At 72.1% G+C, this 14,911-nt stretch carries 13 protein-coding genes; 11 read left to right on the forward strand and 2 right to left on the reverse strand.

Annotation, left to right across the window (positions count from 1 at the left end; translation table 11 throughout):
- The first annotated feature begins 66 nt into the window (after positions 1-66).
- The 11 genes from BIV23_RS31605 (at position 67) to BIV23_RS31655 (ending at position 12,466) form a co-directional block, all read left to right on the forward strand.
- The gene (locus BIV23_RS31605) at positions 67-1,083 is read left to right on the forward strand and encodes a methyltransferase (protein ID WP_071384408.1); all 1,017 of its coding nucleotides are present in this window, start codon (positions 67-69) and stop codon (positions 1,081-1,083) included.
- A complete protein-coding gene (locus BIV23_RS31610) occupies positions 1,080-2,924 on the forward strand; it encodes an FAD-dependent monooxygenase (protein WP_071384409.1) in 1,845 nt (614 codons plus the stop codon). The genes BIV23_RS31605 and BIV23_RS31610 overlap by 4 nt, the downstream gene beginning before the upstream one ends.
- Positions 2,925-4,619 carry an FAD-dependent monooxygenase gene (locus BIV23_RS31615; protein WP_071384410.1) on the forward strand — a complete coding sequence of 565 codons (1,695 nt, stop codon included), beginning with the start codon at positions 2,925-2,927 and terminating at the stop codon, positions 4,617-4,619.
- Complete coding sequence (locus BIV23_RS31620; RefSeq protein WP_071384411.1) at positions 4,616-6,595, forward strand: FAD/NAD(P)-binding protein; 1,980 nt, start codon at positions 4,616-4,618, stop codon at positions 6,593-6,595. Before BIV23_RS31615 ends, BIV23_RS31620 begins: the two co-directional genes overlap by 4 nt.
- A complete protein-coding gene (locus tag BIV23_RS31625; protein WP_071384412.1) occupies positions 6,592-8,025 on the forward strand; it encodes a nitrosuccinate lyase in 1,434 nt (477 codons plus the stop codon). The genes BIV23_RS31620 and BIV23_RS31625 overlap by 4 nt, the downstream gene beginning before the upstream one ends.
- The gene (metK, locus tag BIV23_RS31630; protein ID WP_071384413.1) at positions 8,025-9,233 is read left to right on the forward strand and encodes a methionine adenosyltransferase; all 1,209 of its coding nucleotides are present in this window, start codon (positions 8,025-8,027) and stop codon (positions 9,231-9,233) included. Before BIV23_RS31625 ends, metK begins: the two co-directional genes overlap by 1 nt.
- 1 nt (position 9,234) lies before the next feature.
- Positions 9,235-10,218, forward strand: a complete 984-nt coding sequence (locus BIV23_RS31635; protein ID WP_071384414.1) for a carbohydrate kinase family protein — start codon at positions 9,235-9,237, stop codon at positions 10,216-10,218.
- A gap of 115 nt (positions 10,219-10,333) precedes the next feature.
- On the forward strand, positions 10,334-11,056 hold the full coding sequence (locus tag BIV23_RS31640) for a 2OG-Fe(II) oxygenase (RefSeq protein ID WP_071384415.1): 723 nt from the start codon (positions 10,334-10,336) through the stop codon (positions 11,054-11,056).
- Positions 11,057-11,124: 68 nt separating this feature from the next.
- Entirely contained in the window at positions 11,125-11,865 is a 741-nt protein-coding gene (locus BIV23_RS31645; RefSeq protein WP_071384416.1) for a 2OG-Fe(II) oxygenase, read from the forward strand.
- A 14-nt stretch (positions 11,866-11,879) separates the two neighbouring features.
- Positions 11,880-12,140: an Ada metal-binding domain-containing protein gene (locus BIV23_RS31650; RefSeq protein WP_071384417.1), complete on the forward strand. Its 261-nt coding sequence runs from the start codon at positions 11,880-11,882 to the stop codon at positions 12,138-12,140.
- On the forward strand, positions 12,137-12,466 hold the full coding sequence (locus BIV23_RS31655; RefSeq protein ID WP_071384418.1) for a hypothetical protein: 330 nt from the start codon (positions 12,137-12,139) through the stop codon (positions 12,464-12,466). The genes BIV23_RS31650 and BIV23_RS31655 overlap by 4 nt, the downstream gene beginning before the upstream one ends.
- 213 nt (positions 12,467-12,679) lie before the next feature.
- Here the strand turns inward: BIV23_RS31655 and BIV23_RS31660 are convergent, their stop codons facing one another.
- Entirely contained in the window at positions 12,680-12,874 is a 195-nt protein-coding gene (locus tag BIV23_RS31660) for a hypothetical protein (protein WP_071384419.1), read from the reverse strand.
- A gap of 27 nt (positions 12,875-12,901) precedes the next feature.
- Complete coding sequence (locus tag BIV23_RS31665) at positions 12,902-14,740, reverse strand: trypsin-like serine peptidase (protein WP_245790735.1); 1,839 nt, start codon at positions 14,738-14,740, stop codon at positions 12,902-12,904.
- Positions 14,741-14,911 lie beyond the last annotated feature (171 nt).

The following is a 14,911-nucleotide window of genomic DNA, read 5'->3' on the forward strand; positions in this document are numbered from 1 at the left end:
GCGGCTCCCCACGGTGCCCGGCGCCGACGACCGCGTCGAACGATCCGACATCGAAAGGCTCGACACATGGCACACGAGAACCCCACGCGTCGCGTGGTGGACCTTCTCACCGGCGCCTGGCAGGCCCAGGCGCTCCATGCGGCCGCCGCACTCGACATCCCCGACCGCGTCCATGCCGGGTGCACCACGCCCACGGCGCTGGCCGACGCGACCGGATCCCGACAGGACGGTATCGAACGCCTGATGCGCCTGCTGACCGCCATGGGCGTCTTCGACGGCGGCGCCGACGACGGCTACCGCCTCACTCCCGTCGGCGACCTGCTGCGGAGCGACCACGACCGCTCCATGCGGGACATGGCCGTGATCTACGGCGAGGAGTTCTACCGCGCCTGGGGCGCCGTTGTTCCCGCGATCCGTACCGGCGACTCCGGATTCCGGCACGCCTTCGGCACCGCGCTGGGCGAGCATCTGGCCGCTCACCCGGAGACCGCCGCACGCTTCCAGCGCGCCATGAACGCCGGCAACGTCTTCTTCCCGGACGTCATCGACGCCTACGACTTCTCGTCCGCGCACACCGTCGTCGACGTCGCGGGGGGTGCCGGCAGGCTGCTGGCCACGATCCTGCGCGCCCACACGGGACTGCGCGGCGTGCTGTTCGACCTTCCCCACGTGATCCCGGTCGCCGAGGAGCACCTCCTGCGCGTGCTCGGCGCCGGCCGTCACGAAACGGTCGGCGGCGACGTCTTCGAGAGGGTCCCCGCCGGCGGTGACGTCTACCTGTTGTCGCGGGTGCTGCAGGACTGGGACGACATGCGCTGTGTCCAGCTGCTGTCCACGGTCCGCGCGGCGATGCCCGACTCCGCCCGGCTGCTGGTCGTGGAGCGGGTCGTCCCGACCGACGGATCGGCATTGCTTCCCCTCCTGTGGGATCTGCACCTCCTGGTGCAGGCGGGCGGGCGGGAGCGGACGCTCGACGGCTACCGGACGCTGCTGGGCAGGGCCGGGCTGCGTCTGGAGTCCGTCTGCGACATGGCCCTGGAGACCAGCCTGCTCGTCGCGGCACCGGCGAAGGAGGACGCATGAACGTGCCTCCCGAGCCCGGTCCGGACGGCCTCCGCCGCGTCCCCGTACTCGTCGTGGGCGGCGGGGGTGCCGGACTCACCTCGTCGCTCGCCCTGTCCGACCTCGGTGTCGAGTCCCTGCTCGTGGAGCGCCACCCCTCGACGTCGGTGCAGCCCAAAGCGCACATCCTCAACGCCCGGACGATGGAGATATTCGCGCACCACCAGGTGGCCGCCGACATCCGCCGCGAGGGATCGCCCCCGGAGAACTGCAGGGCGATGGCCTGGCTGTCCAGCCTCGGCGGGGACGAGCCCTACGACCGCAAGGTGCTGTACCGCACGAGCGCCTACGGTGGCGGGGAACTGGCCGAACGCTACGCCAAGGCGTCCGCGCAGCCGCATGCCAATCTCGGCCAGCGCTGGCTCGAACCGCTGCTGCGCCGCCACGCCGAGGAGCGTGCGCCCGGCGGCCTGCTCTTCCACCACGAACTGCTGACCCTCGACGAGGACGGGACCGGAGTCACCGCGACCGTCCTGGACCGCACCGGCGGCCGGACGTTCCGGGTCCGTGCGTCGTACGTGATCGCGGCGGACGGCGGCAAGACGATCGGCCGGCTGCGGGACATCCCCATGGAGGGCACCCCGACCTTCCTGGAGTGGATCAACCTCCATGTCCGGGCCGACTTCTCGCCGTTCATCCCGTACGACGACGCGGTGGTCAACCGGGTCTCCAGCCTGTCGGACGACGGCACACTGGAGCACTGCGGGGTGGTGCCCATGGGGCCACGCCGCTGGGGGCGGCACTCCGAGGAGTGGACGCTGATGTTCTCGCGGCCTCCGGGTGGCAAAGAGGCGGCCGAACTGGACGACGAGACGATCGTCAAGATGGTGCGGCGCACCCTGAAGCTGCCCGACGCCCACCCCATGGACGTGCTGAGCATCAGCCGCTGGCCGGTGGAGGGCACGCTCGCCCGGACGTTCCGCTCGGGGCGGGTCTTCCTGGTCGGGGACGCCGCCCACCGCCATCCGCCGTCGGGGGCGCTGGGGCTCAACACCGGTGTCCAGGACGCCCACAACCTCGCGTGGAAACTGGCACTGGTCCTGCGGGGAAACGCCGACGAATCGCTCCTCGACAGCTACGAGCCGGAGCGGCGCCCGGTGGCCCGACGCGTCGTCGAGCGCGCCCTGTTCTCGCTCTTCAACCAGATCGCGTTCACGTCCGGCACCGGCGTGGTGCCCGGCGCCCGCCCCGAATGGAACCGGGCTCAGATGACGGCCCTGTTCTCCGACACCCCGGACGGCGAGACGCGTCGAGCCGTACTGCGCGAGTACTTCGACACCAATCGCATCACCACCGCGCACCTGGGTCTGGAGATGGGCTACGACTACGCCGACGCCGGGTTCGTCACTCCGGACCACACCCCGCGCCCGCGGACGGATCCGCTGGGTCTGCTCTGCCCGCAGACGGCCCGTCCCGGCTCCCGGCTTCCGCACGCGTGGCTGCGCCACCGCGGTGAGCGGGTCTCCACCCACCAACTGCACGGGACCCCGGGCTCGTTCCTGCTGTTCGCCGGCGCCCACGGCGGAGTATGGCGGGAGGCGGCGAAATCGGTGGCACAGCGCCACGGTGTCCGCATCGACGCGTACGCGGTGGGCGCCCCGGGCGAGCCGTACGACGTCGACGGCGAGTGGTACCGGCTGCGTGGGCACGACGAGGACGGAGTGGTCCTGGTCCGCCCGGACGGATTCGTGACGATGCGTCAACTCACCTACTGCGCATACCCCGAGGACGTGCTGAACGATGCGCTGGAGACCGCCCTGGGGCGGCGCGCGCACGCCGCGAGCAGGAAAGGGCACGACTAGATGAAGGGAGCCCTGCGCACCTCCGTCGCCATCGTCGGTGGCGGGGCGGTCGGACTGATGCTGGCGCTCTTCCTCGACCGCCACGGGGTGGAATCCGTGGTGTTCCACGCGGAGGACACCTGGCACGCCGAGCCGCACGGCAACGCACACAGCCCACGGACCATGGAGTACTGCCGCCGGCTGGGCATCGCGGCGCCGATCCGCCGGCTCGGGCTGCCCGCCGGACACCCCGCGGACATCGCCTACTTCACCCGCTTCGGCGGACACGAACTGTCCCGGCTGCCGCTGGCATGCCGAGGGCTGCGGATGCGTCAGGCGGCTGCCGCAGCCGCCACCGACCAGACCCCCGAACCGGTCCTGCGGGCCGACCAGATGTACGTGGAGAAGTTCCTGTACGAACACGTCCTCACCCGGCCGAACATCACCGTGCGCCACGGCCGGCACATCACCGCACTGGAACAGAACGCGGAGCGGGTGAAGGTGCTCGCCCAGCGCGCGGACGGGCCGGCGGAACAGTGGACGGCTCGGTACGCCGTGGGATGCGACGGCGGACACAGCCACGTGCGCCGCGCCGTCGGCGTCCATCACGAGCGCTGCGGATCACACCGACAGCGGACCCCGGGCCACTCGGTGACCGCGGCGCACCTGCGGCTGCCCACCTTCCACCACGACGTCGTGCCCGGCCGGCGCGCCTGGACCTACTGGGCGCTGAACAACGAACTCAGGGCGAGCCTGACCGCGCTCAACGGCAGGGACGAGTTCTTCCTGCTGGCCGACGCGCCGACGCCGGCGCCGACACCGCCGGCCGCCGGCCCGGACCGGCTCGTCGACGTGGTGCGCCGCGCCGCGGGAGTGCCGCTGCCCGTCGAGGTCCTCGGCCGCCGGCCGGGGACGCCGGACACGGCCCTGATCGCGCAGCGCTTCACCATCGGGCGGGTGCTGCTCGCCGGGGACGCCGCCCATCCGTTCGCGTGCGGCGGCGGGTTCGGCATGAACACGGGCGTCGACGACGCGGCCAACCTGGCGTGGAAGCTGGCCGCCGTCCTGCAGGGCTGGGGCGGCCCCGGTCTGCTCGCGACGTACGAGGCGGAGCGCCGCCCCGTCGCCCGGCGCAACGCCGCCGCGGCCGGGGAGCTGGGCGCGTCGCTGGACGCCGTCGAGCTGCCTGCCGCACTGGAGGAGGACAGCCCGCAGGGCGAGCGGACCCGGGTGCGTGCCGGGGACCTGCTGCGCTCGCACGGGGAGCGCACGCACGCCCTGGGCGTGCACCTCGGGGCCCGCTACGACGGTTCCCCGATCGTCGCCGGAGACGGGGAGCCGCCCGCCGACTCGTGGGGCACCTATGTGCCCAGCAGTGTGCCCGGTGGCCGGGCGCCCCACCTGTGGCTGGACGAGTGGCACGGCCAGGGCAGCTCGCTGTTCGACCGGTTCGGCCCGGGCTTCACACTGCTGCGGCTCGGCAGCGGGACCCCGAGCAGCAAGCCGCTGGAGGCAGCCGCCCAGGCGTACGGCATGCCCTTGACGGTCCTGGACGTCGACGTCCCCTGCGCCCGGGAACTCTACGAACACGACCTGGTGCTGATCCGCCCCGACCAGCACGTCGCGTGGCGGGGCAACCAGCTGCCCACCGACCCCGACGGCCTCGTGGCACAGGTGACCGGCGTGGGGCGGAGCGGGGCGAGGGGGACACGATGAGCGCGGCAGGGCTGGAGATCTGCATCGTCGGGGCCGGTCCGCGAGGCCTGTCGGTCCTGGAGCGGATCTGCGCCAACGAACGCGAGTCGGCCACGCACCCGTCGGTGACCGTCCACGTCGTCGACCCGTACCGGCCCGGCGCCGGCCGCGTCTGGCGCACGACGCAGTCGCACGAGCTGCTGATGAACACCGTGGCCTCACAGGTGACCGTCTTCACCGACGACTCGGTGGTGATGGACGGGCCGGTGGAACCGGGGCCCAGCCTCCACGCCTGGGCCAAGGAGGTCGTCCTGGGCGCGGAGCGGGACCTGTTCGACGACCGCACCCGCGCACAGGCCCGCGCACTCCACCCGGACGCGTATCCGACCCGTGCCTTCTACGGCCACTATCTCGCCGACGTCTTCCGGCGGATCACGCAACAGGCCCCGTCGCACTGCACGATCGTCGAGCACCGTACCCGCGCCGTGGCCCTGGCGGACGAGGGCGAGGTGCCCGGCGGCCCCCAGACCCTCGAACTCGCCGACGGCAGTCGCCTGTCCGGCCTGGACGCGGTCGTCCTCGCGCTCGGCCATGTGCCGGGACGGCCCTCGCCGAAAGAGGCCGCATGGGCGCGCGCGGCCACCCGGCTCGGGCTGACGTACTTCCTCCCGGCGAACCCCGCCGACCTCGACCTGTCGGCGGTCGAGCCCGGCCGGACGGTACTGATCCGCGGACTCGGGCTGAACTTCTTCGACCAGATGGCCCTGCTCACCCGCGGCCGGGGCGGCTCCTTCGTCCGACGCGGTGACCGGCTCGTCTACCTGCCCTCCGGACAGGAGCCGAGGATCGTCGCCGGGTCGCGGCGCGGCATCCCGTACCACGCGCGCGGGGAGAACGAGAAGGGCCCGCACGGCCGCTACGAGCCGCGACTGCTGACGACCGGGACGATCGGCGCCCTGCGGCGCAGGGCACACGACGGCGAGCGGATCCACTTCGCCACCGACCTGTGGCCGCTGGTCGCCAAGGAGGTCGAGTGCGTCTACTACGAGACACTGCTCACCGCCCGGGCACGGGCCGAGCAGGCGCCCGGATTCGGGCGGCGCTATCTGGCGGCCCCCGCCGGAGCCGCGCAGCGAGAACTGCTCGACGCCCACGGCATCGAGCACCGGGTCCGCTGGGACTGGGAAGCCGTCGCGCAGCCCACGCGCGGGCGCCGCTTCGCCGACCGCGCCGGCTTTCGCCGCTGGCTCCTGGACTATCTCGCCGACGACATCCGCCAGGCCCGGGCCGGCAACGTCAGCGGCCCGCTGAAGGCGGCCCTGGACGTGCTGCGGGACCTGCGCAACGAGCTGCGGCTCGCGGTCGATCACGGCGGCCTGGAGGGAAACTCGTACCGCGACGATCTGCAGGGCTGGTACACACCGCTCAACGCGTTCCTGTCCATCGGCCCGCCCGTCTCGCGCATCGAGGAGCTGCACGCGCTGATCGAGGCCGGGGTGGTCGACATCCTGGGGCCCGGCACGGAGATCGTCATGGCGACGGACGGCCCGCACACCGAGTTCGCGGCATCCTCCACCAGCGTCGACGCGGAGCCGGTACGGGCGACCGCGCTGATCGAGGCCCGGTTGCCGGAGCCCGATCTGCGGCAGACCGGCGACGCCCTGCTGCGCCAGCTGCTGACCAGCGGCCAGATCACCCCGTACCGGATCGAGGGGAGCTGTGGCACGACGTACGAGTCGGGCGGCGTGGCGGTCACCGAGCGCCCCTACCGCACGGTGGACCGGCACGGCCGGGTACATCCGCGCCGGTTCGCCTACGGAGTTCCCACGGAGGCCGTGCACTGGGTGACGGCGGCCGGGATCAGGCCGGGCGTGAACTCGGTGATCCTCGGCGACTCGGACGCGATCGCCCGTGCCCTGCTCGCGCTCGCCCCGTCACGCGCGACATCCCCCGGAGCCGCCCGTGCCCGGATCGGCCTACTGAAGGTGACCTCATGACACGACGTGAAACGTCCGACGCCCGCACCGACTCCGGACTGCTGTCACCGGTGCGGGCGGGAACCCCCGTCGAGGAAGCCGTGTCCGACCACGCCTGGCTGCAGGCCCTCCTCGACGCGGAGGCGGCGCTCGCCCGCGCCCAGGCGAGGCTGGGCACCGTACCGCGGCCCGCCGCCGGCACCATCACCCGGGCGGCCCGGGCCGAGCGGCTCGATCTGCGCGCGCTGGCCCTGGCCGCGCGCGAGACCGCCAACCCGGTCGTGGGACTCGTCCGCGCCCTCACCGAGGTGGTGGCGGCCGAGGACCCGGCGGCCGCCGAGTACGTGCACCGCGGCTCGACCAGCCAGGACGTGCTGGACACGGGCGCGATGCTGGTGTGCCGCCGAGCGCTGGGGCTGATCGGCGCGGATCTCACGCGGACCGCCGACGCCCTGGCCGCCCTCGCCGGGCGGCATCGCGACACCGTCATGGCGGGCCGCACCCTCGGCCTGCACGCGGTCCCCACCACGTTCGGCCTGAAGGCCGCGGGCTGGCGGCAGTTGGCCGTGGACGCCCGGGCGCGCATCGCCGCCGCACGCGCCTCGCTGCCGGTCTCGCTGGGCGGGGCGGCGGGGACCCTGGCCGGCTATGTGGAGTGCGCGCGGCTCGACGCGGACGCCACGGACCCGGACACCTACCACGACCGCCTCGTCGACGCGTTCGCAGCCGAGACCGGGCTGGTCCGCCCCGCACTGCCCTGGCACGCCCTGCGCACCCCGGTCGCCGACCTGGCCGCCGCGCTCGCTTTCACCACCGGAGCCCTGGGCAAACTGGCCGCCGACGTTCTCGTCCTGACCCGCACCGAGATCCGGGAGGTCGCCGAACCGGCGGTGGCCGGACGGGGAAGCTCGTCCGCGATGCCGCACAAGCGCAACCCCGTCCTCGCCACGCTGATCCGCAGCGCCGCCCTCCAGGTCCCCGGTCTGGCGGGCGGCCTGGCCCAGTGCCTGGTGACGGAGGACGAACGCTCGGCCGGCGCCTGGCACGCCGAATGGCTGCTGCTGCGCGAGTGCCTGCGGCTGACCGGGGGCGCGGCACACACCGCCGCCGAACTCGCGGAGGGGCTCACCGTCTCGCCGGAGAGGATGCGCCACAACCTCGCGCTCACCGGCAGCCAGGTGGTGACCGAGCGCCTGGCCGCCGCCCTCGCCCCGCGGCTCGGCAGAGCCGCGGCCAAGGTGCTGCTCGCCGAGGCGTCGGCGACCGCCGACCGGGAGGACCGTCCGCTGGCGCTCGTCCTGGGCGGCCTTCCCGACATCACCGCGCACTTCACCGAGAAGGCGCTGCACGATCTGCTCGACCCCACCGCCTACACCGGAGCCGCACGGGCGCTGGTCACCCGCGCGCTCGCCGCTCCCGCACCGTCGTTCCACGAGCCGGAGGTCCTGTGATGTCCCGTCGTCTGTTCACCTCGGAGTCCGTCACCGAGGGGCACCCCGACAAGATCGCCGACCGGATCAGCGACGCGATCCTGGACGCGCTCCTGCGCGAGGACCCGGCCTCCCGCGTGGCCGTCGAGACCCTGATCACGACCGGCCAGGTGCACATCGCCGGCGAGGTCGCCACCACGGCGCACGTGCCGATCGCACAGCTGGTACGGGACACGATCCTGGGCATCGGCTACGACTCCTCGGCCAAGGGCTTCGACGGGGCCTCCTGCGGGGTGTCGGTGTCGATCGGCGCGCAGTCGCCGGACATCGCCCAGGGGGTGGACGCCGCCTACGAGTCCCGGGTGGAGGGCCACGAGTATGCCCTGGACCAGCAAGGGGCAGGGGACCAGGGCATCATGTTCGGCTACGCGACCAGGGAGACGCCGACGCTGATGCCGCTGCCGATCGAGCTGGCACACCGGCTCTCCCGCCGCCTGGCCGCCGCCCGGCGCGACGGCTCGATCCCCTACCTGCGCCCGGACGGCAAGACCCAGGTCACCATCGAGTACCAGGGAAGCCGCCCCGTGCGTCTCGACACCGTGGTGGTCTCCTCGCAGCACGCCGCCGACATCGATCCCGCCTCGCTCCTCGAACCGGACATCAGGGAGTTCGTCGTGGAGCCCGTCCTGGACGAACTCGCCGAGGACGGCATCAAGGTGGGGTCGGACGGCCACCGGCTGCTCGTGAACCCCACGGGCCGGTTCGAGATCGGCGGTCCGATGGGCGACGCGGGCGTGACCGGCCGGAAGATCATCGCGGATACGTACGGGGGCATGGCACGCCACGGCGGCGGCGCGTTCTCCGGTAAGGACCCGTCGAAGGTGGACCGGTCGGCGGCGTACGCGATGCGATGGGTGGCCAAGAACGTGGTGGCCGCGGGGCTGGCGGAGCGGTGCGAGCTGCAGGTCGGCTACGCGATCGGCACAGCCGAGCCCGTGGGGCTGTTCGTGGAGACGTTCGGAACCGGCACCGTGGCGCAGGAGCGCATCGAGAAGGCCGTCGACGAGGTCTTCGACCTCCGTCCGGCGGCGATCATCCGGGACCTCGACCTGCTGCGGCCCCTCTACACACAGACCGCGGCCTACGGGCACTTCGGCCGTGAACTGCCCGACTTCACCTGGGAACGGACCGACCGCGCCGACATGCTCCGCCGGGCCGCGGGGGCCTGACATGACCGTCGCGATCACCGGTTCGATCGCCACCGACCATCTCGCGGTCTTCCCCGGGCGGTTCGCGGATCAGCTGATCCCCGGCCGGCTGGACCGTGTCTCGCTGTCGTTCCTGGTCGACGACCTCGACGTGCGCAAGGGGGGCGTGGCCGCCAACATCGCCTTCGGGCTCGGCGGCCTCGGCCTCGCACCGCTGCTGGTCGGCGCTGTCGGCGCCGACTTCGCGCCGTACGAGGTGTGGCTCAAGGACCACGGCGTCGACACCGGCGCGGTCCGTGTGTCCGACCGGCGGCAGACCGCCCGCTTCATGTGCACCACGGACCGCGACGCCAACCAGATCGCCTCCTTCTACACGGGCGCGATGGCGGAGGCGCGCGAGATCGACCTGGCCCGCCTGCCCCTGCCCGCCGCCCGACTCGACCTCGTCCTCGTGGCCCCGAACGACCCCGAGGCGATGCTCCGCCACACACGGCAGTGCCGGGAGCTGGGCATCGCCTTCGCCGCCGACCCCTCGCAACAGCTGGCCCGCCTCGAAGGCCCGCAGGTACGGGAGTTGACCGACGGCGCGCGCTGGCTGTTCACCAACGAGTACGAGGCGGCCCTGCTCCAGGAGCGTACGGGCTGGACACACGACCAGGTCCTGTCCCGCGTGGACACCTGGGTCACCACACTCGGTGAGCGCGGCGCCCTCGTCGAGTCCGCCGGCGCACCGCCGCTCGCCGTCCCCGCGCTCCCCGACGTGCCGGTGGCCGACCCGACGGGCGCCGGAGACGCCTTCCGGGCCGGCTTCCTCGCCGCCACGACCTGGCGCTCCGCCCCCGCCACGGCGGCCCGCCTCGGCTGCGCCCTCGCCGCCCTCGCCCTGGCGACCGTGGGCTCGCAGGCCTATGAGATCGACCGCACGGCACTGCTCACCAAGGTGGCCGAGGCCTACGGCACCGAGGCCGCCGAGCCTCTCGCCCGCCGGCTGGGCGGCTCACCGTGACCACGGCCTCCCGCACCGCCGCCGCGGAAGCCGAGGAGCCCGGAACCGCGGACGGGAACGCGATGTCCGAATGGCGCCAGACCGGGGGCGTGCGGGAGCCGAAGATGAGGACACGATGTCCGACACCTCGACCACCCTCCCCACCGCACCACCCGGCCTCGACCGGGACGACCTGTTCCGGCAGCTGAACGAGGACGGTGTGGCGCTGACACCGCCGTTGCTGACCCGCGCGCAGTGCCGGCGGATCGCCGCGGCGTTCGACGATCCGGCTCTGTTCCGCTCCACCGTGGTCATGCAGCGCCACCGGTTCGGCCGCGGCACGTACAAGTACTTCGCCGACCCCGCCGCCGTACCGCTGGTGCAGCAACTTCGCGAGTGGCTGTACCCGCAGCTCGCGTGGATGGCCAACCGGTGGGCCCCCTTGCTCGGCGAACGGCCCTTCCCCGACACGCTGGACGAGTTGCTCGCCGAGTGCGCGGCACAGGGCCAGTCCAGGCCCACCCCGCTCCTGCTGCGCTACGACCGGGGCGACTACGCCTGCCTCCACCAGGACGTCTACGGCGACATCGTCTTTCCCCTCCAGGTCGCGGTCATGCTCAACGAGCCGGGAGAGGACTTCACCGGCGGTGAGAACGTCTTCGTCGAGCAGCGCCCCCGTTCCCAGTCCCGCGCACTGGTGATCAAGCCCGGCCTCGGGCAGGGAATGGTCTTTCCGGTCCGGCACCGCCCGGTACGCGCGGTCCACGGCTACCGCCGTCATCCCATGCGGCACGGCACCAACGCCGTCACCTCCGGCCGCCGCACCGTGCTGGGCCTGATCTTCCACAACGCCCGCTGAAAGCCGCCGTCACCGGACGCGGCCCGGGCGACGACGGCGAAGACGCCCCGAGGGACGGAGACAGCCCCATGACCGCCACCGAGACGACCGCCACAGCGCCGGCCTGGGCACGGCAGCGGGTCAGGGCGGCCGACTGGACCGCGCTCGCCGAAGAGCTGAACACCTACGGGTGCGCCGCCACGCCGCAGCTGCTCACCGCCGCCGAGTGCCGCGACCTCATCGCCCTCTACGACGACACACAGCGGTTCCGCAACACCGTCGACATGGCCCGTCACCGCTTCGGATCGGGCCAGTACCGCTACTTCACACACGACCTCCCCGAGCCGGTCGCCGCCCTGCGCGCCGCGCTCTACCCGTACCTGCTCGACATCGCCCGCGACTGGGCCCGCCGACTCGGCAGACCCGCCCCATGGCCCGACTCTCTCGACGAGTGGATCGCCCGGTGCCACGCGGCCGGGCAGGACCGCTCCGCGCAGATCCTGCTGCGCTACGCGGAGGGCGACTGGAACGCCCTGCACCGGGACGTCTTCGGCGACATGGTCTTCCCCCTCCAGGTCGTCATCGGCCTCGACGAGTACGGCACGGACTACACGGGCGGGGAATTCCTGCTCGTCGAGCAGCGGCCGCGCGCTCAGTCGCGCGGCACCACCGTGCCGTTGCGCCAGGGCCGGGGGCTGGTCTTCACCACGCGCGACCGCCCCGTGCGCACCAAGCGGGGCTGGTCCGCCGGTGCCACGCGGCACGGTGTGAGCACGGTCCGCACCGGCCGCCGCCACGCACTGGGCATCGTCTTCCACGATGCGACGTAGCGCGGTCGTGCGGCGTGTACGTGCTGACCGGACCGGACGGCCGCCCCTACACCTCCCTCACACCGGGCCGTTACGGCGGCCATCGCCGCGGGCGGCTGTACGGCAGACTGGACTGTCCCTCGGCGCTGCGGGCCATCGCCCGCGGCGGCTACGTCAGCGACCGCGTCTTCTTCGCCGACCGAACCACCGCACAGGCGGCCGGGTACAGGCCGTGCGCCGTGTGCCTGCCGCAGGAGTACGCACGCTGGAAGCGAGAGCGAGGCAACGAGACATGACGACGTCCCCTCTGGTCCCGGCAGCCGCGGCCGCGGCCTACGGCGGGCTTCCAGCACCCTCTGCGCACACGAAGCCCGAACTGGACGCTCTCATCGTGCTGTTGACCCGCGCCGGGTTCCGGATCGAGTCGGTCGCGGTCGGGCACGCGCGCTACGCCGAGTCCCGCGCCGCCGCTGCCGCCTTTTCCACCGCGTGGCAGGCGCGGGGCGGGCAGGTACTGGCGACGCTCGACTGGCCGGAGACGTCCGCGTCCTGGCTGCGCCCCGCCCGGCGGCTGACCGCGCAGCGACCGGACGCATGGGTCGTGGTCGGGGCACTGAGCTGAGCGCGTTGTTCACCGGCGGCGATGCCGGCATCTCCGCTGGTGTGCGGGCTCCCTGGCATGGTGGTCCAGCCGCCGTGTCGGGAGACCCCGGTGCTCCGACCGCCGACTGGTGTGAGCTGGCCGAGTACCCGGACCGCGCTCGTCACAGCCCCGCCTGATGCGCAAGTTCCCGGCAACTACCTGGGTGCGCTGGGCCGTGACAGGCCGCAATGGTCATTCGTCGTGGGCCGGGTGAACGGTCTCGGCGCCGAGGGGGAGCCGGGCGAGCCGTTGCTCTTTCCTCAGGGTCGGTTCGCCCGGCTCCGTCACCACGGCGTGGAACGGGTTGACGGAAGGCGTGGTGGAGGCCCCGGTCGAGGAGAGGTCCCGGTTGAGCGCGGCGAGGCGGATGGCGCCGACCGCACTCAACCGGTTTCGTGGGCTCGGACCGGTTGCTCAGGCTTTGGGAACCAGGTTGTGCTCGGCACCCAGGGTGCTCATGCCGGTGTCGGCGTACAGCGTGGTCTCGCCGTCGGACCAGCGGACAATGAGGTCGTCGGTGCGGTGGTTGGGGGTGAAGTCGCCCGTCGTCATGACCGTGTTGTGGGTCCACAGCTCGTTGCGGTTCTGGATGCGTGCCTCGGTGCCGAGGGCGGAGGCCGTGGTGCCGACGTAGTTGTCGAGCTCGCCGTCCGACCACTGCACCAACACGTCCCATTTCTGGTTTCCGGAGTACTCGCCGGCGGTCAGAAGTGTGGCGTCGGTCCAGATGGACTTGGGTTGCTCCAGCTGGTGCTCCTGGCCGAAGCCTCCGGCGCCCACATTGGTGTAGAGGGTGAGTTCGCCGTCGGACCAGCGCACCATCAGGTCCGTGACGTAGCTCGAGGAGCCGAAGCGACCTGCGGCGATCTGGGTGGCGTTCTCCCAGATGCTGTGGGGCTTGGCCATCTGTGTGCCGGGTACGTTGAGGCCGTTGGTGCCGACGTCACCGTAGAGGGTGACCTTGCCGTCGGACCAGCGGACCATCAGGTCGAACTGGTTCGATCCGGTGAAGTCGCCCGCGGTGATGGTCTCCGCGTTGGTCCAGATGGAATGGGGGGTGACCAACTGGCGTTCGGTGATGAAGTGGCCTTGGCCGTCGTTGGTGTAGAGAGTGACCTCGCCGTCGGTCCAGACCACGATCAGGTCGCTGTGGCCGGTGCCGTTGAAGTCACCGGCGGCCATCAGTTTGGCGTGCTCCCACGTCGTGCCGCTGCCCATGGAGTAGGGCAGGGGCGGCTGGTGGTAGGGGCCGTGGTCGGTGTGCAGGCCCTGCTGGGCGTCATCGTAGTCCTGGAAGAACCGGTCGCCGTGCAGCGGGCTGTAGGTGATCCGGTTGTACAGCGGATTGTCGGTCTTCACATCGGGACCACCCTGCAGGAAGCCGCCCACGTTGCCGATGATCTCGCCGGTGTCGCCGGAGGCGTCGAACTTGGAGAACCACGGTCCGCCGGAGACCCCTCCCCACATGCCGGCGCAGTCGATCTGCATCTGGTTGTAGGCCGGCAGCGGCGTCGTCCAGACATTCGGGCAGTGGAACGAGCGGTCCTGCGAGTCGTACTTGACCATGGGATAGCCGATCACGGTCACCTGGTTGACGAATCCCGGTGTCCGGGCGAGGGTGTTGGCGCCCACGACGTCCTGGACGTTGCGCCCGCCGTTCTCCTTCAGGCGCGCGAAGGCGAAGTCCAGGTCGGAGTTGGCGCTCCGGTCCGAGGCGTACTGTGAGTCGCGGAACCACTCACCGACCGGCCAGATGCCGTACGGCTGGTCGCCCGCCGACTTGGTGTGGTCGTACTCGGGTACGAACGCCGCGTTGCTGCCGAGGCAGTGCCCGGCGGTGAGGATGAGGTCGCGCCCTGGGCTGCGTACCACGCTGGCCGTGCAGTGATGGGCCGTCATGTCACCTGTGGTGGTGAAGAGCATGCCGACGGACTTGATGCCGTCGAAGTGCTCACCGTCGATGGCGGTCAGGGACCGCTTCTTGTGCGGTGCCTTCCAGCCCTGCGGCTGCGCGATGCGGCCCGAGGGGTCGGTGGCCGAGGCCATGCGCTGGGGCGTCCAGAACCGGATGGCGTCCTGAACAGTCCAACTGCCGCTGGTGGCCGACGAGGGCGTGACGGACACCGGAGGGCTCGCGACGGCGGTCGTGTGGTCGGTGCGGTTCGGCGTGGCCGTCACCTGTCCGGTGGGGGCCGGGGCGGGTGCGGCGGCTCTGGCCGCGGCGGCGTTGCCCAGAAGAAGTGCGGCGCACAACGCGAACGCACTCCCCAGGCTTATTCGTGTATTGTGCAACTTAATTTGCTCCAGGTGAGGCAGGCCGGAGAGCTCGACGCGTCCGGGCCGCGCAGCGAATGGACGGCCGGCGCGGAGGGCGCGGCCGGGTCTTGCCGGCGGGAAGTTCAGTTCCTCGGCACGGAGTGGAGT

The organism is Streptomyces monashensis (assembly GCF_001866665.1).
In the GTDB taxonomy this organism is placed as follows: Bacteria; Actinomycetota; Actinomycetes; order Streptomycetales; family Streptomycetaceae; genus Streptomyces; species Streptomyces monashensis.